The organism is Marinomonas fungiae (genome assembly GCF_001418205.1).
Classification (GTDB): Bacteria; Pseudomonadota; Gammaproteobacteria; order Pseudomonadales; family Marinomonadaceae; genus Marinomonas; species Marinomonas fungiae.
On record NZ_LIQF01000004.1, the window covers coordinates 290,195 to 315,379 of the forward strand.

The 25,185-nt window shown below is 47.7% G+C and carries 19 protein-coding genes, 4 tRNA genes and 1 pseudogene; 21 read left to right on the forward strand and 3 right to left on the reverse strand.

From position 1 onward, the window contains the following. Positions 1–141: 141 nt before the first annotated feature. Positions 142–669, forward strand: coding sequence for a hypothetical protein (locus ASC49_RS08370; RefSeq protein ID WP_055462785.1), 528 nt, complete (start codon positions 142–144; stop codon positions 667–669). 65 nt (positions 670–734) lie between these two features. Here the strand turns inward: ASC49_RS08370 and ASC49_RS08375 are convergent. Together ASC49_RS08375 and ASC49_RS08380 are read right to left on the reverse strand one after the other, a co-directional pair. Next, a pseudogene (locus ASC49_RS08375) lies at positions 735–1,094 on the reverse strand (NAD(P)H-dependent oxidoreductase); the annotation flags it as partial. A gap of 131 nt (positions 1,095–1,225) precedes the next feature. Further along, on the reverse strand, positions 1,226–3,379 hold the full coding sequence (locus ASC49_RS08380) for a putative bifunctional diguanylate cyclase/phosphodiesterase (RefSeq protein ID WP_055462787.1): 2,154 nt from the start codon (positions 3,377–3,379) through the stop codon (positions 1,226–1,228). A gap of 349 nt (positions 3,380–3,728) precedes the next feature. On the opposite strand from ASC49_RS08380, the gene ASC49_RS08385 reads away from it, so the two are divergent. Next, on the forward strand, positions 3,729–5,384 hold the full coding sequence (locus ASC49_RS08385; RefSeq protein ID WP_082443768.1) for a glucan biosynthesis protein: 1,656 nt from the start codon (positions 3,729–3,731) through the stop codon (positions 5,382–5,384). Between the two features lie 50 nt (positions 5,385–5,434). On the opposite strand, the gene ASC49_RS08390 is transcribed toward ASC49_RS08385, so the two are convergent. Next, the gene (locus ASC49_RS08390) at positions 5,435–5,875 is read right to left on the reverse strand and encodes a GNAT family N-acetyltransferase (RefSeq protein WP_072242075.1); all 441 of its coding nucleotides are present in this window, start codon (positions 5,873–5,875) and stop codon (positions 5,435–5,437) included. Between the two features lie 80 nt (positions 5,876–5,955). Between ASC49_RS08390 and ASC49_RS08395 the strand changes: the two genes are divergently transcribed. The 19 genes from ASC49_RS08395 (at position 5,956) to fusA (ending at position 25,183) form a co-directional block, all read left to right on the forward strand. Beyond that, complete coding sequence (locus ASC49_RS08395) at positions 5,956–7,134, forward strand: alpha/beta hydrolase (protein ID WP_055462788.1); 1,179 nt, start codon at positions 5,956–5,958, stop codon at positions 7,132–7,134. A 56-nt stretch (positions 7,135–7,190) separates the two neighbouring features. Next, a complete protein-coding gene (locus ASC49_RS08400) occupies positions 7,191–8,147 on the forward strand; it encodes a biotin--[acetyl-CoA-carboxylase] ligase (protein WP_055462789.1) in 957 nt (318 codons plus the stop codon). Then, positions 8,128–8,862, forward strand: a complete 735-nt coding sequence (locus tag ASC49_RS08405; protein ID WP_055462790.1) for a type III pantothenate kinase — start codon at positions 8,128–8,130, stop codon at positions 8,860–8,862. The genes ASC49_RS08400 and ASC49_RS08405 overlap by 20 nt, the downstream gene beginning before the upstream one ends. An 8-nt stretch (positions 8,863–8,870) precedes the next feature. Beyond that, a complete protein-coding gene (locus ASC49_RS08410) occupies positions 8,871–9,626 on the forward strand; it encodes an SPOR domain-containing protein (protein WP_055462791.1) in 756 nt (251 codons plus the stop codon). 75 nt (positions 9,627–9,701) lie between these two features. Further along, a tRNA-Tyr gene (locus ASC49_RS08415) sits at positions 9,702–9,785 on the forward strand. Between the two features lie 3 nt (positions 9,786–9,788). Next, a tRNA-Gly gene (locus tag ASC49_RS08420) sits at positions 9,789–9,863 on the forward strand. A gap of 8 nt (positions 9,864–9,871) precedes the next feature. Then, positions 9,872–9,947 (forward strand) — tRNA-Thr (locus ASC49_RS08425). Positions 9,948–10,067: 120 nt separating this feature from the next. Beyond that, positions 10,068–10,143 (forward strand) — tRNA-Trp (locus tag ASC49_RS08430). Between the two features lie 40 nt (positions 10,144–10,183). After that, positions 10,184–10,552 carry a preprotein translocase subunit SecE gene (gene secE, locus ASC49_RS08435; RefSeq protein WP_055462792.1) on the forward strand — a complete coding sequence of 123 codons (369 nt, stop codon included), beginning with the start codon at positions 10,184–10,186 and terminating at the stop codon, positions 10,550–10,552. A gap of 9 nt (positions 10,553–10,561) precedes the next feature. Then, positions 10,562–11,095 (forward strand): transcription termination/antitermination protein NusG, encoded by a 534-nt coding sequence (nusG, locus tag ASC49_RS08440; RefSeq protein ID WP_055462793.1) that lies wholly within the window; start codon positions 10,562–10,564, stop codon positions 11,093–11,095. A 48-nt stretch (positions 11,096–11,143) separates the two neighbouring features. Further along, a complete protein-coding gene (gene rplK, locus ASC49_RS08445) occupies positions 11,144–11,578 on the forward strand; it encodes a 50S ribosomal protein L11 (protein WP_055462794.1) in 435 nt (144 codons plus the stop codon). After that, on the forward strand, positions 11,578–12,273 hold the full coding sequence (gene rplA / locus ASC49_RS08450) for a 50S ribosomal protein L1 (RefSeq protein WP_055462795.1): 696 nt from the start codon (positions 11,578–11,580) through the stop codon (positions 12,271–12,273). Before rplK ends, rplA begins: the two co-directional genes overlap by 1 nt. Before the next feature lie 223 nt (positions 12,274–12,496). Beyond that, positions 12,497–12,997, forward strand: coding sequence for a 50S ribosomal protein L10 (rplJ, locus tag ASC49_RS08455; RefSeq protein ID WP_055462796.1), 501 nt, complete (start codon positions 12,497–12,499; stop codon positions 12,995–12,997). A 79-nt stretch (positions 12,998–13,076) separates the two neighbouring features. Beyond that, a complete protein-coding gene (rplL, locus tag ASC49_RS08460; RefSeq protein WP_055462797.1) occupies positions 13,077–13,448 on the forward strand; it encodes a 50S ribosomal protein L7/L12 in 372 nt (123 codons plus the stop codon). 184 nt (positions 13,449–13,632) lie between these two features. Next, positions 13,633–17,733 carry a DNA-directed RNA polymerase subunit beta gene (gene rpoB, locus ASC49_RS08465; RefSeq protein ID WP_055462872.1) on the forward strand — a complete coding sequence of 1,367 codons (4,101 nt, stop codon included), beginning with the start codon at positions 13,633–13,635 and terminating at the stop codon, positions 17,731–17,733. Positions 17,734–17,800: 67 nt separating this feature from the next. Further along, positions 17,801–22,003: a DNA-directed RNA polymerase subunit beta' gene (gene rpoC, locus ASC49_RS08470; RefSeq protein ID WP_055462798.1), complete on the forward strand. Its 4,203-nt coding sequence runs from the start codon at positions 17,801–17,803 to the stop codon at positions 22,001–22,003. A gap of 132 nt (positions 22,004–22,135) precedes the next feature. After that, positions 22,136–22,507: a 30S ribosomal protein S12 gene (rpsL, locus tag ASC49_RS08475; RefSeq protein WP_013659444.1), complete on the forward strand. Its 372-nt coding sequence runs from the start codon at positions 22,136–22,138 to the stop codon at positions 22,505–22,507. Between the two features lie 96 nt (positions 22,508–22,603). Further along, positions 22,604–23,077 carry a 30S ribosomal protein S7 gene (rpsG, locus tag ASC49_RS08480; protein ID WP_055462799.1) on the forward strand — a complete coding sequence of 158 codons (474 nt, stop codon included), beginning with the start codon at positions 22,604–22,606 and terminating at the stop codon, positions 23,075–23,077. Between the two features lie 18 nt (positions 23,078–23,095). Further along, a complete protein-coding gene (gene fusA, locus ASC49_RS08485; protein WP_055462800.1) occupies positions 23,096–25,183 on the forward strand; it encodes an elongation factor G in 2,088 nt (695 codons plus the stop codon). Positions 25,184–25,185 lie beyond the last annotated feature (2 nt).

Sequence of the window (25,185 nt, forward strand, 5' to 3'; positions counted from 1 at the left end):
GTAAGCACTTTAGAAAGGTGGTCGATCCTGAGGTATCAATTTGATGTGCTGAGAGGTCTCTTTGTCAGAGTGGATATTGGCTCGTTTGAGGAATAGATGAAGAAGAGTTAATTCTCTTATTATTTCTAAGGAATTTGAATAATGTTTAGAGTGCTGATTACAGTTCTAGTGACTATTGTTTCTTTGCTCGATTATCAAACTTATGCAGCCGCTGCTGAGGTGGATTCAGAAACAGGAAAGGTTGAACTTAATGAGTCCGTATCCATGACAGGTACGGCTGTCGCAACCTGGGAACGCCATCAGCTCGATGATGAGATTAGCTATAACTTAAGGCTTTATTTGGTTGTAGATGCTTCTGAATTAGATACACGATTAGTGGAAAAAATCCCTAATGGTCTTGCTTCAGACGAAATAGTGATTAACTTAAATTATCTTGATTATGGTGAAGGTCGGCTTGAAGCTATTCGAACCATTTTCGGAACTCCTATGTTTGACACCATTAGTCATGAAGTCGGCACTTATCAAAAGTTTGGCACGTTTACGATTGATCATCTCATGACGATTGTTGAATGTGATCATCGTGATTTTTACGCCGATTTCAGAAATTTTAAATCGAAAAAAGAAGGGCGGCATTTACCTCAGCCGTCTCTAGATTTGGGGTGTTCATAACGAAATAACCATTGACCAGCGACTTCCCAGACGCTCCCCCGGTATCAGGGGAGCGTGGTAAAGGATCAACGCTTATGTATGGCAAACCCTGCGGTGCCTGACGTTTCAAGCCCTGATTTGAGCTGCATATCTGGGATCGAGTAGTCGCCAAAGTTTTGCTTGCGAAAGGGGATGGGTTCTATACCCCAAAAGTTTTGTGCGATCTGTTTGAGGTTTTGGCTCGCTAATTCAAAGTCCTCGTTGGTAAATCTATCTGTACGATATAGGACGTGAGGCGGCAGTACGTCAAACCCTGGGTAAAATAACATTCCGTGTTGTATGGGGAAGAGTAGGTCGTTGATCGGGCCGTTGATTCCTCGCTCTCCAAAGTGTTCAGGCCATCCGCCGCAGGTGAAGGAGAGCATGGCGCGTTTGCCTTGCAGTGAGCCTTCTCCGTAGCGATCTCCCCAACGTTATCGTTCTGGTCGCCAACACCATAAATGCGCTCATGATGGAAAACTATGCCAGTCGCCTAACAACACCGAATCACAACCAGTTAGCGAGACTTCTGGAAGGTTTAGTTCAGTGCCTGTCGGAGCCTGTTAAGTGTTAGAAATTGATCTTTAAACTCTTTCGGAGGGATGGGGCGACTTAGGTAATAACCTTGTATTTGATCGCAGTCTAGCTGCTGTAATTGCTCCAGTTGTTCTTTGGTTTCAACGCCTTCAGCGATGGTTTTCATGCCGAGTTGTTGGGCGAGGGTGATCACGGCATTGACAATGGCATAGTCATTTGTGTCTGTTGTCATGTTGCGAATAAAAGATTGGTCGATCTTCAGTTTATAAACAGAGAAACGCTGTAGGTAGCTTAGGGATGAATAACCTGTACCAAAGTCGTCAATGGATGTCTGCACCCCCATTTGGTCGAAAGCTCTGATGGTTTCGATGGCTCTGTCTGGGTTGGTCATGGCGCCGCGTTCGGTGAGTTCTACCTCAAGTAAGTGTGAAGGAACTTGATATTCCTCTAGAAGCTTTCCAATAAGTGCAGGCAGGTCTTGGGTGCGAAACTGTACCACCGAGAGATTAACCGCCAACCTTACTGGTGTAATGCCTTGCTCTAACCATTGTTTAAGCAGTTTTACTGTTTCACGCAGTACCCATTCTCCAATGGCTAGGATCTGCCCGGTATCTTCGGCAATAGGAATAAATTCAGCCGGCGATACGGTGCCAAGTCTATGGCTATTCCACCTGAGTAGGACTTCGGCAGCGATCACTTGCCCCGTTTTTAAATCCATTTGAGGCTGCAAGTTGAGGGAGAGTTCGTTGGCATCAATCGCATCATGCAGTGAATTTTCCAATAAAAGTGTTCGTGTAGAGCGCGCTTGCATCTCTTTGGTGAAAAATGAGTAGCGGTTGCGGCCTTCTTTTTTGGCACTGTACATGGCGGTGTCGGCATGTTTGTAGAGGGTGTCGAAATCACTGCCGTCTTGTGGGTAGAGACTGATGCCAATGGACGGGGTGATAACAAACTGGTGGGGGTCTAGTTGGTAGCGTTGGCCGATGATATGGATTAACTCGATGGCTTTAGCTTCCGTTTGCTGCTCGTTAGCGTTCGGTAAAATGATAATAAACTCATCGCCACCTTGGCGTGCCACAAAGCCTGATTCCCCAATAAACTGTTTCATGCGTTCTGCAACACTGACGAGAAGGCGGTCACCTGTGCTGTGCCCCATGGTATCGTTGACATTTTTAAATCGATCGAGGTCGACAAATAGCAAGGCTACCCCTGCTTTCTTTTGCTCGCTGCATTGTAGTAGTCGGTTAAAATGCTTATACAGTGCGGAACGATTGGGGAGGGTTGTTAAAGAATCATGGCTTGCGAGCCATTCAACTTGCTGTTCGGCTTTCTTTCGATCCTCAATATCGATGCGAACGCCTAGCATACATGCTGGCTTACCATTCTCATCGACTTCGGTGACGGTGCAGCGAACGCCGACCCAACGATATTCTCCATTTGCATGGCGAATTCGTGCTTCATACTGATATCTGGTGGCTGGGCGTGAGCCTTCTAGAATAGATTTAATAGTATCTATTACATACTGGCGATCTTCTGGATGGATTTTTTTTAGCTCTTGGTTGCGATCGGCTTTGCCCTCAGTGGGAGGGTAGCCCAGCATTGTAAAATAGGAGGCGGAAGCAAACCAGATATCACGTTTGATGTCCCACTCCCATACACCTATATGAGTAACTTTGAGCGCGTTGTTCATCCGAATTTCCGCTTCTATGAGTTCGTCTTCTCTTTCTTTAAAAGCGGTAATGGGGTAGGCCTGACCAAGAACGGTATTGTTTGGCTGGCGTTGTTTTTTAATTTGATAGCAAGCGCTAGAGCCATCATGTTTCAAAAACCATTCTTCAGAGTCGTCTAAAGGTGCGCTAGAGAGCGGGTTTTGAATGAGACCTGAGGAGGGGGCGGAGCCAGTGTTGTCTTCCAATGCAATTGAGTCATTGATCAACTGTGAAAAAGCGTCATTACTATAGAGTAGACGGCCCTGCTGATCTTCTAACCAAACTGGGGTTACTACGGCCGCTAGTGTTTCATTGAGGCGTTCATTGCTTTGTTCCAATGTAAGAATGTGTTGTTGGAAGGCTTTATTTTTTACTCGTTGGCGGGCATAGATCGCAATCAACGCGATCACTAAAATGGATGTGATACAAGCGAACCAGAAGGACATGCTATTAAGCCCCTATTGTAGCAAACTACGTTTTTATTGTGTCGGGCCGTCCTTGCGTGAACAAACAAATATATATCAATGCTCCTTAGTATAGTGTTGCTATGTGAAAGGAGTACTGACCACCATAAACTATTTTCCAAATTGGTGGAATAGTCGCTGGTATGAAGAGTATCAGCCTTCTTCATGAAATCTCAGGTAAGCCTCGTGCCAGTACTGTCTGCGACAGGTTGCCGCTTTTGTAAGATTTATGCTCAGTTATTTGAATTTCTTTACCCAGTGTCAAGTATCCCTAAATCTCTAACGCAGGTAGCATTCTTGGTTAACTGATAGAGAACTATAGGATGTTTCGATGCGTATTAGTCTGTCTCACCAGCGAGTGGAAACACTAGGCTGGCCAGCATTGCTAAAGAATAGCATGCGTCTAATGAGTAAAGCGGTGTTAGCGGTCAGTGCGTTGGTCAGTGTGACGGCCTGTGCCGTATCTGAGCCAACCACGGTAAACCCAGCGGCGGATGAAGAGTTCAGTTACGCATGGTTAAAAGGCCATGCTCGTAATCTTGCCGAACAGCCGTTTGTTAGTGCAAAAGGTGATGTACCAGAAGTGCTTTCAAGCCTCGATTGGGATGAGTATCAGCAGTTACATTTCAAGCGTGAACAAAGCTTATGGCAGAAAGATGACACCGCTTACCGAGCGACTTTTTTCCATTTAGGTCAAGGCTTTATCACGCCTGTGCATATCAATGTGGTGGAAAATGGTAAATCCACGCCGGTCGACTATTCATCGAAGATGTTTGATTACGGTGATTCCCATGTGAATGGTAAGGCACTGCCGCAGGATCTTGGCTTTGCAGGCTTCCGCATGCAGTTTGGAACCGACTGGGAGCGCGACATTGTGGCGTTCTTGGGCGCGAGTTACTTCCGTGCGGTGGGGGCAGAGATGCAATACGGTTTGTCTGCCCGTGGTCTGGCCATCGATACGGCGATGAATAAGCCAGAAGAGTTTCCAGTGTTTACCAATTTCTGGTTTGAAAAGCCGACGCCAAACTCGGACGAAGTGACCATTTACGCGTTGCTTGACTCAGACAGCATCACTGGTGCGTATCGTTTTGATATTAAAGCGGGCGAGCCTTTGACGATGCGGGTGGATGCGGCTTTGTATCCACGTAAAGAGATTGAGCGTCTGGGTGTGGCGCCTTTGACCAGTATGTACATGATTGGTGAGAACGATCGTCGTACCAATTATGACTGGCGTCCAGAGATCCATGATTCGGATGGTTTGGAAATGCTGACGGGCAATGGTGAGCATATTTGGCGTCCTTTGGGCAACCCTGAGCAGCTGCGTTTCAATGCTTACATGGATAACAATCCGAAAGGCTTTGGTTTGATGCAGCGTGATCGTAATTTTGATCATTACCTAGATGATGGTGTGTTTTACGAGAAACGTCCGCATCTTTGGATTGAACCAATTGGCAACTGGGGTGAAGGGTCGGTGCAGTTGGTGGAAATCCCAACCTTAGATGAGACCTTCGACAATATTGTGGCGTTCTGGAACCCTGCACAAGAGATCGTGCCTGGCCAAGAGTTGCTCTACAGCTACAACATGTACTGGGGGAGTGAAGCACCAGTGCAGTCGGGCAAAGCGACGGTGCAAAGCACTTACACAGGGATTGGTGGTGTAGTCGGCAAAAAACGCGATTACTACAGCAAGCGTTTTGCCATCGACTTTGAAGGTGAAATTTTTCAAATGCTAGGCCAGAAAACCGAGGTGAAACCAGTGATTGAAACGTCCCGTGGGCGAGTGGAAATCACTTCAGCACGCCCTCAGCATCATATCGGCGGCTACCGTGCTATGTTTGATTTAGTTCCGGATGAGTCGGTTGCGCCGATTAATATCAAGGTACACCTTGAGGCCAATGGCCAGCCTATTTCTGAGACTTGGGTGTACCAGTGGAACCCTCCGGCTCCAGCAGATCGTGAGCTGTATAATGCGGGTCATTTGAAATAGTCATCCGATAAGGTTCGTTCAAACGCTCCATTTATGGGGCGTTTTTTTATTTAGCGGGTTGCGCTTTGGTAGACCATGGCGACTAGCTCGGGCTGTTTCACTCGATAGCGGCGCAGGCGTCCTTGAATATCATCGGGCAATGAGTGTTCGTCCTGCACTAAGACAAAATCATGCTGTTGATAAAATGGAATCAGCTCAGGCTGATTTAAGCAAAAGCTAGGTATGTGCTCAAATTCGCTTCTGAGGGCGTCAAGTAAGGTGCTCCCGTAGCCCTGCTGGCGATACTCTGGGTGGGTCACCAAGCCGGTCATTAATTGGCAATCCACAAAGGGTTTGATGCGCACGGCGGCGATGATGGTCGGTCCTTGTTTGATGACCCATAATGGCTCTGATTTGTTCGGTTTGCCGCTCGGGTAATAGGTCTGATAGAACTTTTTGACCAACGGAAACCAAAGCGCTTCGACTTGAGTGATGTTTGCAGAGGTACTCAATTTCCCGCCCTGATGCTAGTGATTTATCTGATATCCGCTATGATAAGCGTTTTACGTCATAGCTCAACGGGATATAACAAATGCGCTTACCACGACTGCTAGCCAGCTTGCTGCTATTGAGTTGCTCTTTGGGGCTACACGCCAGTGATTTAGCACAGGGTGTGAATGAATCCTTTGCGGACTACCGTGAGCGTTTGCGTCAGCACTTTTTAGAACAGAAAACATGGGTCAATCCTGCAGCACAAGAAGTAGAGATAGAAGCGGTGCTACCGTTTGAACACCGTCCGAGTGCCGAGTGTGTGACGGAGCAACGTGTAGGGGTATTGATGTTTCATGGCCTATCGGACTCCCCGTTTACATTACGAGACCCCGCGAAAGCATTGGCTGAGCAGTGTTTTCATACGCGTGTGATGTTGCTGCCCGGGCATGGCACAAAAGCCGAGGATCTGTTAGCCGTGACGCGCGATGATTGGCGCACCGCGGTGACCAATGCGGTGCAGCAGTTTTCTGACGAGGTGGATACCCTGTATCTGGCGGGCTTTTCCACCGGCGGTGCTCTAGTCACTGAATATGCTTGGTTGCACCCAGAGGATGTACAAGGCGTCGTACTGTTTTCGCCTTTGTTTAAGATCAATAGTGGCATTGATTGGTTGTCGCCAATCTTGGCTCCCTTTATAGATTGGCTGGATCATCACGAGTCGGATGATTACGCCAAATACGCTTCGATCCCGGTACCCGCGATTGCTCAGGCTTATAAATTGGCGAAAGAAGTGAAACAGCGCGTGTTAGATCACCCCGCTCAGGCGCCTGTTTTTGTCGCGCTTTCTGAAGAGGATGCAACGGTGGATTCGAGTGTCACGTTGGAGGTGTTTAAACAATCCTTTATGTCACAGCCAGAAAGCGAGATGGTGCTTTACAGTGTCAACCAAGGTAGTGGTTCGCAAGGCAGCGTACATATCATTAATACAGATTTACCAGAACAACGTATTTTTGGCTTGGCACACATGGCGGTACATGGTTCGCCAAATAATCCCTATTATGGCGTCCAAGGTGAGTACCGTATTTGTGCTTGGTATCTGGGAGAGGAAGAGCGTTACAACGAATGTCGCCTAGCACAAGATAACTGGTATGGGGAACGTTCCGATAGCTTATCAAAGCGCAGTAACTTAGCCGCGCGATTATCTTGGAACCCCTATTTTGATGATTTGATGCAGCGAGTATCTGGCTTTATTTCGACCACGTCCGAGAAAGCGCTTTAACTAGCGAATGCATTGGGCTGGCTGGAAATCTCTGAAATAAACATGTCGAGGATCCTATGAGAGAAGTATTGAGCTTGCTGAGCGACAGTAAGTTTCATTCTGGCGAGGAGCTGGGTGAAGCGTTAGGCGTAACCCGTGCGGCGGTTTGGAAACGCTTGAAAAAGTTAGAGTCCGTCGGCATTACCGTACACTCCGTGAAAGGGCGTGGTTATCGTATTCCAGAACGTCTGATTCTATTGGACGAGGCGCGCTTACGCGAGGCGGGTGTGGCCGAAGACATTGCCATAGATATTCCCTTTGAGACGCCGTCCACAAACGATGTGCTGAAGCAAAAAATTGCCTTGGGGGCACGTTTGCCAGCGTTAGTGGTGACTGAACACCAGACGCAAGGTAAAGGCCGCCGCGGCCGTGTTTGGGAAAGTGGTGTAGCGAAGAACATTACCATGTCATTTGCTTGGAAGTTTGAGCAAGGTCCTAGTGTGGTCGAAGGTCTGAGTCTGGCGGTGGGTGTGGTCATTGCCAAAGTATTGCGCAACTTGGGGGTGCCCAATCCAGGCTTAAAATGGCCCAATGATATTTTGATTGACGGGCAAAAAATCTGCGGCATCTTGCTGGAAATGATTGCCGACCAAGATGTCTGTCGTGTGGTGATTGGCATTGGTTTGAATGTGGAATCCACCCCTGAGCAGCAAGCGCGTGTGGATCAACCTTGGACGGATTTAACCTCGCGTTTGTCCTTTACGCCTGATCGCAATGAAATTATTGCTCAGATTACCGAAGGTCTGGTGGCGATGTGTGACGTGTTTGCGCATGGAAATGGTTTAGCCCATTACCATGCCCAGTGGCAGGCGTTTGATATGCTCTACAATCAACCTGTGATGATGTTTAGTGGTAATCGACAACAAGCTGGGATCGCACGCGGCGTGGATGCAAGCGGTGCACTGCGGCTAGAAACCAGTGAAGGTATTGAATTGTTGCACGGGGGCGAAGTCAGTGTGCGCAAACAAGTCTAGTACGCTAGTGATCGATGCGGGGAATACGCGCATCAAGTGGACTCTGTTTCAGGGTGACGTCATTGTCGATAAGTGGGCGCAAGATACGTTGGATGCGTGTCGTTGTGGAGCGCCTTCACAGATTGTCTTAGCCAGTGTCCGTGCTGCGGAGGCCGATGCGTCGCTGTTAGCAGAGATTCAAGCGACATTGCCGGATGCTTCGGTGACAAGTGTGCGCTCAGAGCGCCAAGCCTGTGGTGTGTGGAACTCCTATGTGGAGCCACATCGATTGGGAGTGGATCGCTGGTTAGGCGTGATTGCGGCGTTTAAAGAATACGGTGGTCCTGTCGTGATAGTTGATGCAGGCACGGCCATTAAGGCAGATTTTGTGGATGCTAAAGGTGTTCATCTGGGCGGCTATATTGTGCCGGGCTTGGATTTAATGGCCAGTAGCTTGATTGATAAAACCGCGAAGATTCGTTATCAGGAAAGTGAACAAACGGCTCAAATCGGTGAGATTCCGCACAGCACAGCGGATGCTGTGCAACAGGGTTGCTTGGAAATGGCGTTGGGCTTTTTGCAGCGATTGCACGGAAAGCACGGCGATGCGCGCTGGATTGCGACAGGTGGCTCTAGTCAGACGCTAATGGAGGTGCTTGCCATCGACTGCTGTTTAGACGAGCACTTGGTGGCTAAGGGCGCGAAATACGTATTGGATGAAGCGTTAGAAAGGTAGGACGTAGAATGAAGTGGGTCTTTTTGCTGCTGGTGTTGGCGAATGCTGGTGTGGTTGCTTGGCACGGTTTCGCTGCGGCAGATGTGCGCACAGAGCAGGCGCCGATTTATGCTCCGCCAGTCAGCGAGCGTATTTACTTAATTAGTGAGGCAAGACCGGAAGAGCCGGAGCAAGAGGTATCGTTAACCGAGTCGACATTAGCATCGGAACCTGAGCAGGCCTCTGCCGAAGCGATCTTAACGCAGCTGGATCAAGCCGTTGCCGCAGCGGTAGAGCGGAATGAAGGCGAACCGCGACAAGAAGAGAATTTGTTATGTCCGATGCTCGTCTTGGAGCGTGATGCTGATCGACGCCTAGTGTCTGAAACGCTGCGTAGGAATAACTTAGCGTTTACTCAAAATGAAACCAGTGGCAAACGTGACAAGTACTGGTTGTACATCGCAGCGCCGGAAAGCACCTCAAAAGCGCAAGATGTTGTGGCGGAGCTGAAATTGAAGCGGATTGACAGTTATGTGATTTCTCGAGGTGACATGAAGAATCGTATATCACTCGGTCTCTTTTCATCGAAAGAGCGAGCGCAGCAGGCGCAAGCGACTATTGCGCAGCGCTCTGGTATGCGTGTGAATATCTATGAGCATCAACGAACGGTTGCGTTGTATGAGTTGTTGTTAGATCAACCGATTACGGAAAACAATTGGCAGCAGTTTATGCAACAGTTGGATTTATCCAAGCTGTTAATAAAAATAGAAAAAAATCCTTGCTAGTGCTTGCAATTGAAAAAGCGATTCATATAATGGGCTCCACCTTTTGGGGCGTTGTGAGCAATGCTTAAAGTTTGTGGAGGGGTTCCCGAGTGGCCAAAGGGAGCAGATTGTAAATCTGCCACGAAAGTTTCGGTGGTTCGAATCCACCTCCCTCCACCATTTGCGGGCATGGTATAGTGGCTATTACCTCAGCCTTCCAAGCTGAAGAGGCGGGTTCGATTCCCGCTGCCCGCTCCAGTAATTCTGCTCATGTAGCTCAGTTGGTAGAGCACACCCTTGGTAAGGGTGAGGTCGGCAGTTCAAGTCTGCTCATGAGCTCCAGCATTTCTCAATGCTAAACCAAGCGAAAATCCAACCGCTTAGTTTTTTGTCTGAATTTTGGGCAAATACCACTTGCTAAATTTTAAACAAGTCGGTATCATCCTCCGCCCATACGAATGTAGGCCAGTAGTTCAGCTGGTAGAGCGTCGGTCTCCAAAACCGAATGTCGGGGGTTCGAATCCCTCCTGGCCTGCCATCTTTCGTATCCAATTTCTTAGCTAGGGATCACCTGAAGTATGAGTTCGAGTGCTGAAACTCAAGAGTCTCGCGGAGACGTTTTTAAGTGGGCGGTTGTTGTCCTTCTTATTGCTGTGGCTGTAGTAGGGAACAATTATTTTTCTGCTGAGTCATTGCTGTATCGCTTGATTGCTGTTTTGGTGCTGGCTGGTATTGCTGGCTTCGTTGCGCTGAATACGGCTAAAGGGCGTTCTTTTGCGAAATTGGCAAAAGAGGCGAAGACCGAAATTCGTCGTGTTGTATGGCCAACGAGACAGGAAACGGTTCAAACAACGTTGATCGTTTTGGCGGTTGTTATTTTTATGTCTCTCGTACTGTGGGGAGTAGATTCACTCCTTGGTTGGATCGTTTCCGCAGTAATAGGTTAGGAGTTGCTCGTGGCGAAACGATGGTATGTGGTACAAGCGTACTCAGGTTATGAAAAGCACGTGATGCGCTCGCTGAAAGAGCGAGTGGGCATTATGGGCATGGAAGATTTATTTGGCGATATCCTAGTTCCAACTGAGGAAGTGGTTGAGATTCGCGATGGCAAGAAGCGCAAGAGTGAGCGTAAATTCTACCCTGGCTATGTATTAGTTCAGATGGAAATGAATGACGACTCTTGGCACCTTGTTAAAGGTACAGCGCGTGTGCTTGGCTTCATTGGCGGCACAGCGGATAAGCCATCACCAATCACTGACCGTGAAGCAGATGCGATTCTGCAACGTGTGAATGATGGTGTGGATAAACCTCGTCCTAAAACATTGTTTGAAGTGGGTGAAGTGGTTCGTGTTAACGAAGGTCCATTTGCTGACTTTAACGGTGTGGTTGAAGAGGTTGATTACGATAAAAGCCGAATCAAAGTGGCAGTGCTTATCTTTGGGCGCTCTACGCCGGTTGATTTGGAATTTAGTCAGGTTGAGAAAACCTGATTGTATTAAACGGGTAGCCTTCGGGCAGTGACCCATCTGGAGTAAAAAATGGCTAAAAAAGTCCAAGCTTACATCAAGCTACAAGTTAAAGCGGGTCAAGCGAACCCAAGTCCACCAGTTGGTCCAGCACTTGGTCAACACGGTGTGAATATCATGGAATTCTGTAAAGCGTTCAATGCCAAAACTCAAGGCATGGAACCTGGTCTTCCAACGCCAGTTATTATCACTGTATACAGTGACCGTAGCTTCACATTCGAAACTAAATCTACTCCTGCTGCAGTTCTTCTTAAGAAAGCTGCTGGCATTAAGAGTGGTTCACCACGTCCAAACACTCAAAAAGTTGGTACAGTAACTCGTGCACAACTTGAAGAGATCGTAAACGCTAAGCAGGCTGATTTGACTGCAGCGGATATGGATGCTGCCGTTCGTACTATCGCAGGTAGTGCACGTGCAATGGGTCTAGAAGTTGAGGGTGTGAACTAATGGCTAAGCTAACTAAACGCGCTCGCTTGATCGCTGAAAAAGTAGACGCAGCAAAACTGTACTCTGTAGAAGAAGCAGTAGCTCTTCTATCTGAACTTTCTACTGTTAAGTTCAAAGAGTCTGTAGACGTATCTGTTAACCTAGGCGTTGACCCACGTAAATCTGATCAGGTTGTTCGTGGTTCTACAGTGCTTCCTAACGGTACAGGTAAAGACGTTCGCGTTGCTGTATTCGCACAAGGTGCAAACGCTGAAGCAGCTAAAGAAGCTGGTGCAGACGTTGTAGGTTTTGAAGACCTTGCTGAGCAAGTTAAAGCTGGCAACCTAGACTTCGACGTAGTAATCGCTTCTCCAGATGCGATGCGTATCGTTGGTCAACTAGGTCAGGTACTTGGTCCTCGTGGTCTTATGCCAAACCCTAAAGTTGGTACTGTAACACCTGATGTTGCGACTGCTGTTAAGAACGCAAAATCTGGTCAAGCGCGTTACCGTACTGACAAAAATGGTATCATCCACGCTGGTGTTGGTTCTATCGACTTCGCAGCTGATGCTATCAAAGGTAACCTAGAAGCGCTTCTAGCCGACCTACGTCGTGCTAAACCAGCATCTTCTAAAGGTGTCTACATGAAGAAAGTGACTTTGTCCTCTACAATGGGACCTGGTCTACAAATTGATTTAGGTGCGCTAAGCTTCTAAGTCAGAGCTTTGGGGTCTGTACAGCTTGCTGTATAGGCCGTCAAAGACCGCAGGAATCTAGCGATTTAATCAGAACGTTGAGAAACGTTTGTCCTGCGCAGATGGTGTGGCCCGATTCAGATTAACTGGATCCAACTCACCAGTAAGTACTCCGAATATTCGGAGAGTTGGTAAAATTTGGGGTTTTTATTGTGAAGACCCCTGCTAATCCAGGAGAAAACCAGTGGCATTAGGTCTAGAAGACAAAAAAGCCATTGTCGCCGAAGTTAGCGAAGCTGCCAAAGGCGCTTTGTCTGCTGTAGTAGCTGACTCTCGCGGTGTAACCGTGACTGACATGACAGCTCTTCGCAAACAAGCTCGCGAAGCTGGCGTTTACGTTCGTGTAGTACGTAACACTCTAGCTCGCCGCGCTGTAGAAGGCACAGACTTCGAATGCTTAAAAGATAGCTTCGTTGGTCCAACTCTTATCGCATTCTCTAACGAGCACCCAGGTGCGGCCGCTCGTGTATTGAAGACTTTTGCGAAAGGGAACGACAAATTTGAAGTTAAAGCATTGGCGTTCAACGGTGAGTTGATCCCAGCTGGCGACATTGATCGTTTGGCATCTTTGCCAACATACGACGAAGCAATCGCGAAACTAATGAGCGTTATCCAAGGTGCAACAAGCAAACTTGTACGTACTCTGGCAGCGGTTCGCGATCAGAAAGAACAAGAAGCAGCATAATTTTTATTTGCGCTTACTTGAATATTCAATTGGTTTTTGTTGCCTTAGGGCAACCACTAAATGTTAGGAAATCTGAGTCATGGCTCTAACTAAAGAAGATATCATCAATGCAGTAGCAGAAATGTCTGTAATGGACGTTGTAGAACTAATCTCTGCTATGGAAGAAAAATTCGGTGTAACTGCAGCTGTTGCTGCTGTTGCTGTAGCTGGTGGCGACGCTGCTGCTGCTGCTGAAGAGCAAACTGAATTTGACGTAGTTCTTACTGCTGCAGGCGATAAGAAAGTTAACGTTATCAAAGCTGTACGTGGCGCAACTGGTCTAGGCCTTAAAGAAGCGAAAGCAATGGTTGACGGCGCTCCAGCAACAGTTAAAGAAGGCGCTTCTAAAGAAGAAGCTGAAGCACTTAAGAAAGAGCTTGAAGAAGCTGGTGCTACTGTCGAAATCAAGTAATGTTACTTGTTTCACAAAAGTTCGACATCTAGTCGAAATGGCTGGTGGTTTTTTGCCACCGGCCTTTTTGGGTTTGTAAAACCCTATTAAAAATTTATTCTTTTTTTGAGAGAATGCTCTCTCAATTTCGGTAGGCCTGATTAAGAGGCCTTTTGCGTCAATGTGCACAAGCTGGGGAATGCTGATGGCTTACTCATACACTGAGAAAAAACGTATCCGTAAGGATTTCGGTAAACTGCCGCCCGTTTTGGATGTGCCATACTTGCTGGCAATTCAGCTTGAATCCTACCGTAACTTCTTGCAGGAAGGTAAAAATCCTGCAGAGCGTGGGGAACTGGGTCTGCATGGGGCCTTTAAATCTGTCTTTCCAATGGTCAGCTTTTCCGGCAATGCGGCGCTAGAATACGTCGATTACCGATTGGGCAAGCCAGTATTTGATGTAAAAGAGTGTCAGCTACGTGGTGTTACGTATGCCGCTCCTTTACGTGTTCGTGTGCGTCTTATCATTTATGATAAAGAATCTGCGAACAAGGCAATCAAAGACATTCGCGAGCAAGAAGTCTACATGGGTGAAATCCCATTAATGACAGAAAACGGTACGTTCGTAATTAACGGTACTGAGCGTGTTATCGTATCTCAGTTACACCGTTCACCTGGTGTGTTCTTCGACCACGACCGTGGCAAGACTCACTCATCAGGTAAACTTCTACACTCTGCTCGTGTAATTCCTTACCGTGGTTCTTGGTTGGACTTCGAGTTTGATCCAAAAGACTGCGTGTTCGTTCGTATCGACCGTCGTCGTAAACTGCCTGTAACAATCTTGTTACGTGCGTTAGGTTTTGATACTGAACAAATTCTAGATACTTTCTTCGATACTACGCGTTTCTACTTGAGCCGTGATGGTGTGGAAATGGAACTGGTTGCAAGCCGCCTACGTGGTGAAACCGCTTCTTTCGACATCACAGACCAAGATGGCAACGTGATCGTAGAAGAGACTCGCCGTATTACTGCGAAACATATCCGTCAGATGGAAAAAGCTGGTCTAGAGCGTCTCTCTGTTCCTCTTGAGTACCTATTGGGTAAAGTAACGGCTAAAAACCTTGTGCATCCAGGCACGGGTGAGTTGATCGCTGAAGCGAACACGGAGATGTCGGTTGATCTACTAGAGGCACTGGTTGCTGCTGGTATCAAAGAGATTGATGTTCTTTACACGAACGATCTTGATCACGGTCCGTTTATTTCTGATACCTTGCGTATCGATCCTACTAACAACCAGTTGGAAGCATTGGTAGAAATCTACCGTATGATGCGCCCTGGTGAGCCGCCAACCAAAGAATCTGCTGAAGGCTTGTTCCAAGGCTTGTTCTTCTCAGAAGATCGTTATGATCTGTCTGGCGTTGGTCGTATGAAATTCAACCGTCGTTTGGGACGTGATGAAGACGAAGGTCTAGGTATTCTAGATAACGACGACATCATCGCTGTTCTGAAGACATTGCTAGATATCCGTAACGGTAACGGTATGGTCGACGATATCGACCACCTAGGTAACCGTCGTATTCGTTCTGTCGGTGAAATGGCCGAGAACCAATTCCGTGTTGGTTTAGTACGTGTAGAGCGTGCCGTGAAAGAGCGTCTGTCTATGGCAGAAGCGGATGGCCTAATGCCACAAGATCTATTGAACGCTAAGCCAGTGGCTGCAGCGATCAAAGAATTCTTCGGTTCTAGCCAATTGTCACAGTTCATGGACCAAAACAACCCGCTTTCTGAGGTCACTCATAAGCGTCGTGTTTCGGCATTAGGCCCCGGTGGTCTAACTCGTGAACGTGCGGGCTTCGAGGTTCGAGACGTACACGCAACCCACTACGGTCGTGTGTGTCCAATCGAAACACCTGAAGGTCCAAACATCGGTCTGATCAACTCGCTATCTACTTACGCGCGTACTAATAGCTACGGCTTCTTAGAAACGCCTTACCGTAAAGTGGTTGATGGCAAAATGACTGACGAAACGGTTTACGTTTCGGCAATCGATGAAGCGAAATACGTTATCGCACAAGCGTCTGTGAACGTTGATGAAGAAGGTCGTCTAGTAGACGAACTTGTTCAGGTTCGTCACATGCATGAAACGACTCTACTACCAAAAGAGAAAGTAAACCTAATGGACGTGTCACCACGTCAGGTTGTATCGGTAGCAGCGTCGCTTATCCCATTCCTAGAGCACGATGACGCCAACCGTGCCTTGATGGGATCGAACATGCAACGTCAGGCTGTACCAACACTAATTGCTGAGAAACCAGTAGTTGGTACCGGTATGGAGAAGAACGTAGCGAAAGACTCAGGTGTATGTATCGTTGCTCGTCGCGGCGGTGAAATCGAGTCTGTTGATGCGAGCCGTATCGTAGTACGTGTGAACTCTGAAGAGACCGAAGCGGGTGAAGCGGGTGTGGATATCTACAACCTGACCAAATACGTTCGTTCAAACCAGAATACATGTATCAACCAGCGTACTTTGGTACTGAAAGGTGACAAAGTAGCACGCGGCGACATCATGGCTGACGGTCCTTCTGTAGACATGGGTGATCTAGCGCTTGGTCAAAACATGCGTATCGCCTTCATGCCTTGGAACGGCTTCAACTTCGAGGACTCGATCCTAGTATCTGAGCGCGTTGTAGAAGAAGATCGTTTCACTTCGATTCACATTCAAGAGCTAACGTGTGTGGCTCGTGATACGAAGCTTGGGCCTGAAGAAATCACTTCAGATATCCCGAACGTAGGCGAAGGTGCGCTATCGAAACTTGATAGTGCTGGTGTGGTTTACATCGGTGCAGAAGTAGAACCAGGTGACATCCTAGTTGGTAAAGTGACGCCGAAAGGCGAGACGCAGCTAACCCCTGAAGAAAAACTTCTACGCGCAATCTTTGGTGAGAAAGCGTCTGACGTAAAAGATACGTCTCTACGCGTGAAAACCGGTACTCGCGGTACAGTTATCGACGTACAGGTGTTCACTCGTGACGGCATCGAGAAAGACGATCGTGCGAAGTCTATTGAGAAATCTCAACTTGACCAAGTTCGTAAAGACTTGAACGAAGAGTTCCGCATTGTTGAAAAAGCAACGTTTGAGCGTCTAGCTGAAGCATTGGTAGGACAACAAGCGGAAGGTGGTCCAGGTCTTGCGCGCAATGCCATCATCACCGAAGAATATCTAGCGAACCTTGATCACCCAGAGTGGTTCAAGATCCGTGTAGCCAACGAAGAAGCGAGTGAGCAGCTTGAAAAAGCTCAAGCCGCTTTGATCGAGCGCCGCAAAGAGCTAGACGCGAAATTTGAAGATAAGAAACGCAAGCTACAAACGGGCGATGATTTGGCACCAGGCGTGTTGAAGATCGTTAAAGTATACGTAGCTGTAAAACGTCGTATCCAGCCAGGTGATAAGATGGCGGGTCGTCACGGTAACAAGGGTGTAATCTCTAAGATCATGCCTGTTGAAGACATGCCGTACGATGAAAACGGCGATCCAGTTGATATCGTACTAAACCCACTGGGTGTACCGTCTCGTATGAACGTAGGTCAGGTACTTGAAACTCACTTGGGTGCAGCAGCGAAAGGCTTGGGTCGTAAGATCGACGAAATGCTTAAGATTGAGCGTGAGAAAGCAGAAACTGTTAAAGAGCTTCGTGCTTTCCTAAATGAAATCTATAACGGTTACGAAGGCGATCTTCGTCCAGCTCGTACAGAAGACCTAGACAGCTTCTCTGATGAAGAGATTCTAGTGTTGGCATCAAACCTTGTGAAAGGTGTGCCAATGGCGTCTGGTGCCTTCGACGGTGCTAAAGAAGCTGAGATCAAGCGTATGCTTCGTCTTGCAGGCATCAACGAGAGTGGTCAGATCAAGCTATTCAACGGCCGTACTGGTGAAGCGTTTGAGCGTCCTGTAACCGTTGGTTACATGTACATGCTTAAGTTGAACCACTTGGTAGATGATAAGATGCACGCTCGTTCAACTGGCTCTTACAGCCTTGTTACTCAGCAGCCGCTGGGTGGTAAAGCGCAATTCGGTGGTCAGCGTTTTGGTGAGATGGAGGTATGGGCACTTGAAGCATACGGTGCTGCCTACACGCTACAAGAAATGTTGACTGTTAAGTCGGACGACGTGAACGGTCGTACTAAGATGTACAAAAACATCGTAGACGGCGATCACCGTATGGAGCCAGGCATGCCTGAATCCTTCAACGTATTGGTGAAAGAAATCCGTTCTCTTGGTATCGACATCGAGCTAGAAAACGAATAAGCACGAATCACATTTGACCTGCTGGGAGGGTTAATCCCTCCCAGCCTTACGAGTGGGGCGAATATCCATGAAAGACTTATTAGGTCTTCTAAAAACACAGGGACAATCAGAAGAGTTTGATGCGATTCGCATTGGCTTAGCTTCTCCAGATATGATTCGTTCATGGTCTTATGGTGAAGTTAAAAAGCCAGAAACCATCAACTACCGTACGTTCAAGCCTGAACGTGACGGTCTGTTCTGTGCCAAAATCTTTGGTCCTATTAAGGACTACGAATGTTTGTGTGGTAAATACAAACGTTTAAAACACCGTGGTGTCATTTGTGAGAAGTGTGGCGTTGAAGTTGCGTTGTCGAAAGTGCGTCGTGAGCGCATGGGACACATCGAGCTAGCTTCGCCGGTTGCTCACATTTGGTTCCTAAAATCTCTTCCATCTCGTATCGGTCTTATCATGGATATGACCCTACGTGATATTGAGCGTATTCTTTACTTTGAATCATTCATCGTGATTGACCCAGGCATGACAACGCTTGAAAAAGGTCAGCTACTAAACGATGAGCAGTACTTCGAAGCGCTAGAAGAGTTTGGTGATGAATTCGACGCTCGTATGGGTGCTGAAGCGATTCAATGCCTACTTCGCGATATGGATCTGCCTGAAGAAATCAGCACCATGCGTGAAGAGTTGGGTTCAACGAACTCTGAAACACGTATTAAGAAGCTGTCTAAGCGTCTGAAACTGATTGAAGCATTCCATCATTCTGGTAACAACCCAGAGTGGATGGTGCTAGATGTTCTACCAGTGTTGCCACCAGATCTTCGCCCTCTAGTGCCACTAGAAGGTGGTCGTTTTGCAACGTCTGATTTGAACGATCTTTACCGTCGTGTAATCAACCGTAACAACCGTCTAAAACGTCTTCTTGAGCTAGCGGCTCCAGACATCATCGTACGTAACGAAAAACGTATGCTACAAGAGTCTGTTGATGCGCTACTAGACAACGGTCGTCGCGGTCGTGCGATCACAGGTTCGAACAAGCGTCCTCTGAAATCTTTGGCAGATATGATCAAAGGTAAGCAAGGTCGTTTCCGTCAGAACCTTTTGGGTAAACGTGTAGACTACTCTGGCCGTTCTGTAATCACAGTAGGTCCTTCTCTACGTTTGCACCAGTGTGGTCTGCCGAAGAAGATGGCACTTGAGCTATTCAAGCCATTCATCTTCTCTAAGCTAGAACTTCGTGGCATGGCAACAACCATCAAAGCGGCGAAGAAAATGGTTGAGCGTGAAACGCCGGAAGTTTGGGATATTCTTGATGAAGTAATCCGCGAACATCCTGTGATGCTTAACCGTGCACCAACGCTTCACCGTTTGGGTATCCAAGCGTTTGAACCGATTCTAATCGAAGGTAAAGCGATTCAGTTGCACCCACTTGTGTGTGCGGCTTACAACGCCGACTTCGACGGTGACCAGATGGCGGTACACGTACCATTAACAATCGAGGCTCAACTTGAAGCGCGTGCGTTAATGATGTCTACCAACAACATCCTGTCACCTGCTAACGGTGAGCCGATCATCGTTCCTTCTCAGGACGTGGTATTGGGTCTGTACTACATGACGCGTGAGAAAATCAACGCGAAAGGTGAGGGCATGGCCTTCGCTGATATCAAAGAAGTACACCGTGCTTATGGTGCGAAACAAGTTGAGTTGCACGCGAAAATTAAAGTGCGTGTAAATCAAGTTGATACAACGCTTGAAGGGGAAAAGGTGCCTTCAACGTTCATCGTTGACACAACGGTTGGTCGTGCATTGTTGTTTGATGTGGTACCTGATGGCCTACCATTCTCGGTTATCAACCAGCCGATGAAGAAGAAAGCAATCTCGAACCTAATCAACGAGTGTTACCGTAAAGTGGGTCTGAAAGAGACTTGTATTTTCGCTGACCAATTGATGTACACAGGTTTCCAATACGCGACAGCGTCTGGTTCCTCTGTAGGTGTTGACGACTTCGTAATTCCGCCAGAAAAAGCAGAGATCATTGCTCGTGCGGAAGCAGAAGTTAAAGAAATCGAATACCAATTTGCCGACGGTCTTGTGACGCAAGGTGAGAAGTACAACAAGGTTATCGACTTGTGGTCTCGTACCAACGAAACCGTTACTGAAGCCATGATGAAAAACTTGGCGAAAGAAACGGTAATCGACAAAGACGGTAACGAAGTTGAGCAGCAATCATTTAACTCAGTTTACATGATGGCCGACTCTGGTGCCCGTGGTAGTGTGGCTCAGATGCGTCAGCTAGGTGGTATGCGTGGTCTGATGGCGAAACCGGACGGTTCCATCATCGAGACACCGATCACTGCGAACTTCCGTGAAGGTCTATCAGTACTTCAGTACTTTACCTCTACTCACGGTGCTCGTAAGGGTCTTGCCGATACCGCCTTGAAGACAGCGAACTCTGGTTACCTAACGCGTCGTCTAGTAGACGTTGCACAAGACTTGGTAATCACAGAAGTAGACTGTGGTGCAGAAAACGGTCTGCTGGTAAGTGCTTTGATTGAAGGTGGTGACGTAGTCGTTCCACTAGGTCAGCGCGTACTAGGTCGTGTGGTAGCGCAAGACGTAATCGATACTAAGGGTGACGTTGTTGTTGCTCGTGGCGTGTTGATTGATGAGCACATTGTTCGTGCAATCGAAGCAGCGGGTGTGGACGAGATGATCGTTCGCTCAGTAATCAGCTGTGAAACGAAGCACGGTGTGTGTGCAAGCTGTTACGGTCGTGACTTGGCTCGTGGTCACTTGGTTAACATCGGTGAAGCGGTCGGCGTTGTGGCAGCACAGTCTATCGGTGAGCCAGGTACACAGCTAACAATGCGTACCTTCCACATCGGTGGTGCGGCATCGCGAGCGTCAGCCGTAGACAGTGTTCAGATTAAGAGTGCTGGTACCGTACGTTTCCATAAGATGAAGAGCATTGAGCGTGAAACAGGCCAATTGGTTGTTGCATCGCGTTCTTCTGAGTTGGCGATTGCGGACGAAGCGGGTCGTGAGAAAGAGCGTTACAAGCTTCCTTACGGTGCGGTACTAAGTGTTCGTGAAGGTGATCAAGTAACAGCTGGTCAAGTATTGGCTAACTGGGACCCACACACCCACCCAATCGTTTCTGAGATGCAAGGTAAACTTGAATTCTCTGGTATGGATGAAGGCGTTACCATTCGCCGTCAGTCGGATGAGCTAACTGGCTTGACGACGATCGAAGTCCTCGAGATGAAAGATCGTCCTTCATCTGGTAAAGACATCCGTCCTACTATCTCGGTAGTAGACGAGAACGGCGCGCCAGTGATGATTCCTGGTACTGAGATGCCTGTACAATACATGCTTCCTGAGAAGGCTCTATTGAGCTTAGATCACGGTGCAACCATCAAGTCTGGTGAAGTATTGGCACGTATCCCACAAGAATCTCAAGGTAACAAGGACATCACCGGTGGTCTGCCACGCGTAGCTGACTTGTTCGAAGCGCGTCGTCCGAAAGATCCGGCTGTCATGGCGGAAGCAACGGGTGTAGTAAGTTTCGGTAAAGAGACAAAAGGTAAGATCCGTTTGGTGATCACACCACAAGATGGTGGTGAGCCAATCGAAACTCTGATTCCTAAGTGGCGTCAAATCAACATCTTCGACGGTGAAGAAGTTGCTAAGGGTGAGATCATTGCCGACGGTCCTCTGAACCCACACGACATCTTGCGTCTTCAGGGTGTAGCAGCACTGGCTGATTACATCACTAACGAGATTCAAGAGGTTTACCGTCTACAGGGCGTAGGTATCAACGACAAGCACATCGAAGTTATTGTGCGTCAGATGCTGCGCAAAGTAGACATCATTGATTCAGGTGATACTAACTTGATTCAAGGTGACCAGGTTGAGTACACGCAAATGCAAGAAGCAAACGAAGCTGCTATGGCAGAAGGTCGTTTCCCTTCTAAATACGAGCGCGTATTACTTGGTATTACTAAAGCTTCTTTGGCGACTGAGTCATTCATCTCTGCGGCATCGTTCCAAGAGACGACTCGTGTCCTAACAGAAGGTGCGGTAACTGGTAAGAAAGACCATCTACGTGGTCTGAAAGAAAACGTTGTAGTAGGTCGTCTGATCCCTGCGGGTACAGGTTTGGCTTACCACAGCGGTCGCAAAGCTAAGAAAGAGCTTGCGCAAGCAACGGCTGAAGGTAGTGCATCAGTAAGTGCTTCGGATGTAGAAGAAGCATTAAGTGCGGCATTGAAAGACTAGACGTCATTGTATACGTAAGGGAGGCGAAATTTTGTTCGCCTCCCTATTGACTGTTTTATAGGCGCAAATTACACTTGCGCCTCCTTATTTTTGGCGATTTCCGCCAATAGAATTGGATGTGGAGCTTGTTAAATGGCAACCGTTAACCAGTTGGTTCGTAAACCACGTAAACGTAAAGTGGCAAAAAGTGACGTTCCTGCGTTACAAGCTTGTCCGCAACGCCGCGGCGTCTGCACACGTGTATACACTACTACGCCTAAGAAGCCTAACTCGGCTTTGCGTAAAGTATGTCGTGTTCGCTTGACGAACGGCTTCGAAGTTACTTCCTACATCGGTGGTGAAGGTCACAACCTGCAAGAACACAGCGTAGTGCTGATTCGCGGCGGTCGTGTAAAAGACCTTCCAGGTGTTCGTTACCACACAGTACGTGGTAGCTTGGATACTTCTGGCGTACAAAATCGTAAGCAAGGCCGTTCTAAATACGGTACTAAGCGTCCTAAGTAAGCTTTATCGCTACTTTAATCGTTTAGACATAATTTTTTAATACAGTAAGGCCGAGCACAGAGATGGTCTCGGACTCACCTGAAGAGGATAATATCCATGCCTAGAAGACGTGTAGTCGCTAAGCGTGACGTGCTTCCAGATCCAAAACACGGAAGCCAACTTCTTGCAAAATTCATTAACCACGTAATGGTTAGTGGCAAGAAATCTGTAGCTGAAAGCATTGTATACGATGCTCTAGACACAGTTGCAGCACGCGCAAAAACTGAAGATGCAATGTCAATCTTCGAAAAAGCACTTGAATCAATCCAGCCAATGGTTGAGGTTAAATCTCGCCGTGTTGGTGGTGCAACTTACCAAGTACCTGTTGAAGTACGTCCAGCTCGTCGCTCAGCGCTATCTATGCGTTGGTTGGTAGATGCTGCACGTAAGCGTGGCGAAAAATCTATGGCGCTACGTCTTGCAGGCGAAATTATGGACGCGTCTGAGAACAAAGGTTCAGCTGTTAAGAAACGTGAAGACGTTCACCGTATGGCTGAAGCGAACAAAGCGTTCTCTCACTACCGTTTCTAATCATCCGGAGAAGCTTAAGTGGCACGTAAAACACCCATCAATCGTTACCGCAATATCGGTATTTGTGCGCACGTTGATGCGGGTAAAACGACTACTACTGAGCGTGTTCTGTTCTACACCGGTCTTTCTCATAAGATCGGTGAAGTTCATGATGGTGCAGCCACCATGGACTGGATGGAACAGGAACAGGAACGTGGTATCACGATCACTTCAGCAGCAACGACTTGCTTCTGGAGTGGGATGAGTCAGCAGTTTGATCAGCACCGTATCAATATCATTGACACCCCTGGGCACGTAGACTTTACCATTGAGGTGGAGCGTTCTTTGCGTGTTTTGGATGGTGCGGTAGTGGTATTGTGTGGATCATCTGGTGTACAGCCTCAAACTGAAACGGTATGGCGCCAAGCAAATAAATATGAAGTGCCGCGTATGGTGTTCGTCAATAAGATGGACCGTACTGGTGCGGATTACTTTAGCGTTGTTCGTCAACTTAAAGAGCGCTTGGGTGCAACCGCAGTGCCAATTCAAATCAACATCGGAACGGAAGAAAATTTCGCTGGCGTTGTGGATTTGTTATTGATGAAGGCCATTATGTGGAATGAAGAAGATCAGGGTATGACTTATACCTTGGAGGACATTCCGGCAGAGTTGGTTGACGTTGCTGAAGAGTGGCGTGAAAAAATGGTTGAGGCCGCAGCCGAAGCAAATGAAGAATTGATGGATGCCTACCTTGAAGAAGGTGAGTTGTCTGTCGATGATATCAAGGCGGGCTTGCGTGCACGCACACTGGCTAACGAGATAGTGCTGGTAACTTGTGGCTCTGCGTTTAAAAACAAGGGTGTGCAAGCAGTGCTGGATGCAGTGGTAGAGTATTTACCATCGCCGCTTGAGGTTAAGGCAATCGAAGGCACCCTAGAGGATGCTGAGACGGTCGTGACACGTGTGGCGGATGATGATGCGCCGTTTGCGTCGTTAGCGTTTAAAATTGCGACTGATCCGTTCGTAGGTACTTTAACTTTCATTCGTGTATACTCTGGCGTCCTGAATTCAGGTGATGCGGTATACAACTCGGTAAAACACAAGCGTGAGCGTGTGGGTCGTATGGTCCAAATGCATGCGAATAACCGAGATGAAATCAAAGAAGTGCGCGCAGGCGATATCGCGGCTTTGATTGGGATGAAAGACGTTACTACTGGGGATACGTTGTGTGACGGCAAAGATATTGTTGTTCTAGAGCGTATGGAATTCCCAGAGCCAGTAATCTCTGTGGCAGTTGAGCCTAAATCTCAAGCGGATCAAGATAAAATGGCTGTGGCTCTCGGTAAGCTTGCGCAGGAAGATCCATCTTTCCGCGTCGAGACACATGAAGAGACAGGTCAAACAATTATCTCGGGTATGGGCGAGCTTCATCTAGATATCCTGGTGGATCGAATGAAGCGTGAATTTAAAGTTGACGCGAACATTGGTAAGCCGCAGGTGTCGTACCGAGAAAAAATTCGCAAAGAAGTGGAAGTTAACCACAAATTTGTGCGGCAATCTGGTGGCCGAGGACAGTACGGTCACGTTGTTATGAAGCTGGTTCCTACCGAAAAAGAAGGCTTGGAATTTGTGAATGAGATTGTCGGTGGTGTTATTCCGAAGGAATACATCCCAGCTGTCGAAAAGGGTATTTCAGAGCAAATGAAGAACGGTGTTATCGCTGGCTACCCATTGCTTGGGTTGAAAGTGGTATTGTTCGATGGTTCGTACCATGATGTTGACTCTAATGAAATGGCCTTTAAAATTGCAGCTTCTCAAGGTTTAAAGAAAGGCGCTGCGGATGCAGACCCTTGTGTTCTTGAGCCTGTGATGAAGGTAGAAGTTGTAACTCCTGAAGAGTACATGGGGGACGTGATGGGTGACCTGAATCGTCGTCGTGGGCTTGTTCAGGGGATGGAAGATTCCCCATCTGGTAAGATTATCCGAGCGGAAGTGCCGTTAGGCGAGATGTTTGGTTATGCAACGGATGTGCGTAGTTTGTCGCAAGGGCGTGCAAGTTATGCAATGGAATTCCTGAAATACGCTGAAGCGCCAGCTAGTGTGGCAGACGCGATCATCAAAAATTGAAA

Bases quoted from the DNA above. Each gene is read 5' to 3' on its own strand.
- ASC49_RS08380 (WP_055462787.1), bottom strand. From the start codon at position 3,379: ATGTCCTTCTGGTTCGCTTGTATCACATCCATTTTAGTGATCGCGTTG.
- ASC49_RS08370 (WP_055462785.1), top strand. From the start codon at position 142: ATGTTTAGAGTGCTGATTACAGTTCTAGTGACTATTGTTTCTTTGCTC.
- rpoC (WP_055462798.1), top strand. From the start codon at position 17,801: ATGAAAGACTTATTAGGTCTTCTAAAAACACAGGGACAATCAGAAGAG.
- ASC49_RS08400 (WP_055462789.1), top strand. From the start codon at position 7,191: ATGAGAGAAGTATTGAGCTTGCTGAGCGACAGTAAGTTTCATTCTGGC.
- ASC49_RS08395 (WP_055462788.1), top strand. From the start codon at position 5,956: ATGCGCTTACCACGACTGCTAGCCAGCTTGCTGCTATTGAGTTGCTCT.
- rplK (WP_055462794.1), top strand. From the start codon at position 11,144: ATGGCTAAAAAAGTCCAAGCTTACATCAAGCTACAAGTTAAAGCGGGT.
- rpsG (WP_055462799.1), top strand. From the start codon at position 22,604: ATGCCTAGAAGACGTGTAGTCGCTAAGCGTGACGTGCTTCCAGATCCA.
- rpoB (WP_055462872.1), top strand. From the start codon at position 13,633: ATGGCTTACTCATACACTGAGAAAAAACGTATCCGTAAGGATTTCGGT.
- ASC49_RS08385 (WP_082443768.1), top strand. From the start codon at position 3,729: ATGCGTATTAGTCTGTCTCACCAGCGAGTGGAAACACTAGGCTGGCCA.
- ASC49_RS08410 (WP_055462791.1), top strand. From the start codon at position 8,871: ATGAAGTGGGTCTTTTTGCTGCTGGTGTTGGCGAATGCTGGTGTGGTT.
- rplL (WP_055462797.1), top strand. From the start codon at position 13,077: ATGGCTCTAACTAAAGAAGATATCATCAATGCAGTAGCAGAAATGTCT.
- secE (WP_055462792.1), top strand. From the start codon at position 10,184: ATGAGTTCGAGTGCTGAAACTCAAGAGTCTCGCGGAGACGTTTTTAAG.
- rpsL (WP_013659444.1), top strand. From the start codon at position 22,136: ATGGCAACCGTTAACCAGTTGGTTCGTAAACCACGTAAACGTAAAGTG.
- rplA (WP_055462795.1), top strand. From the start codon at position 11,578: ATGGCTAAGCTAACTAAACGCGCTCGCTTGATCGCTGAAAAAGTAGAC.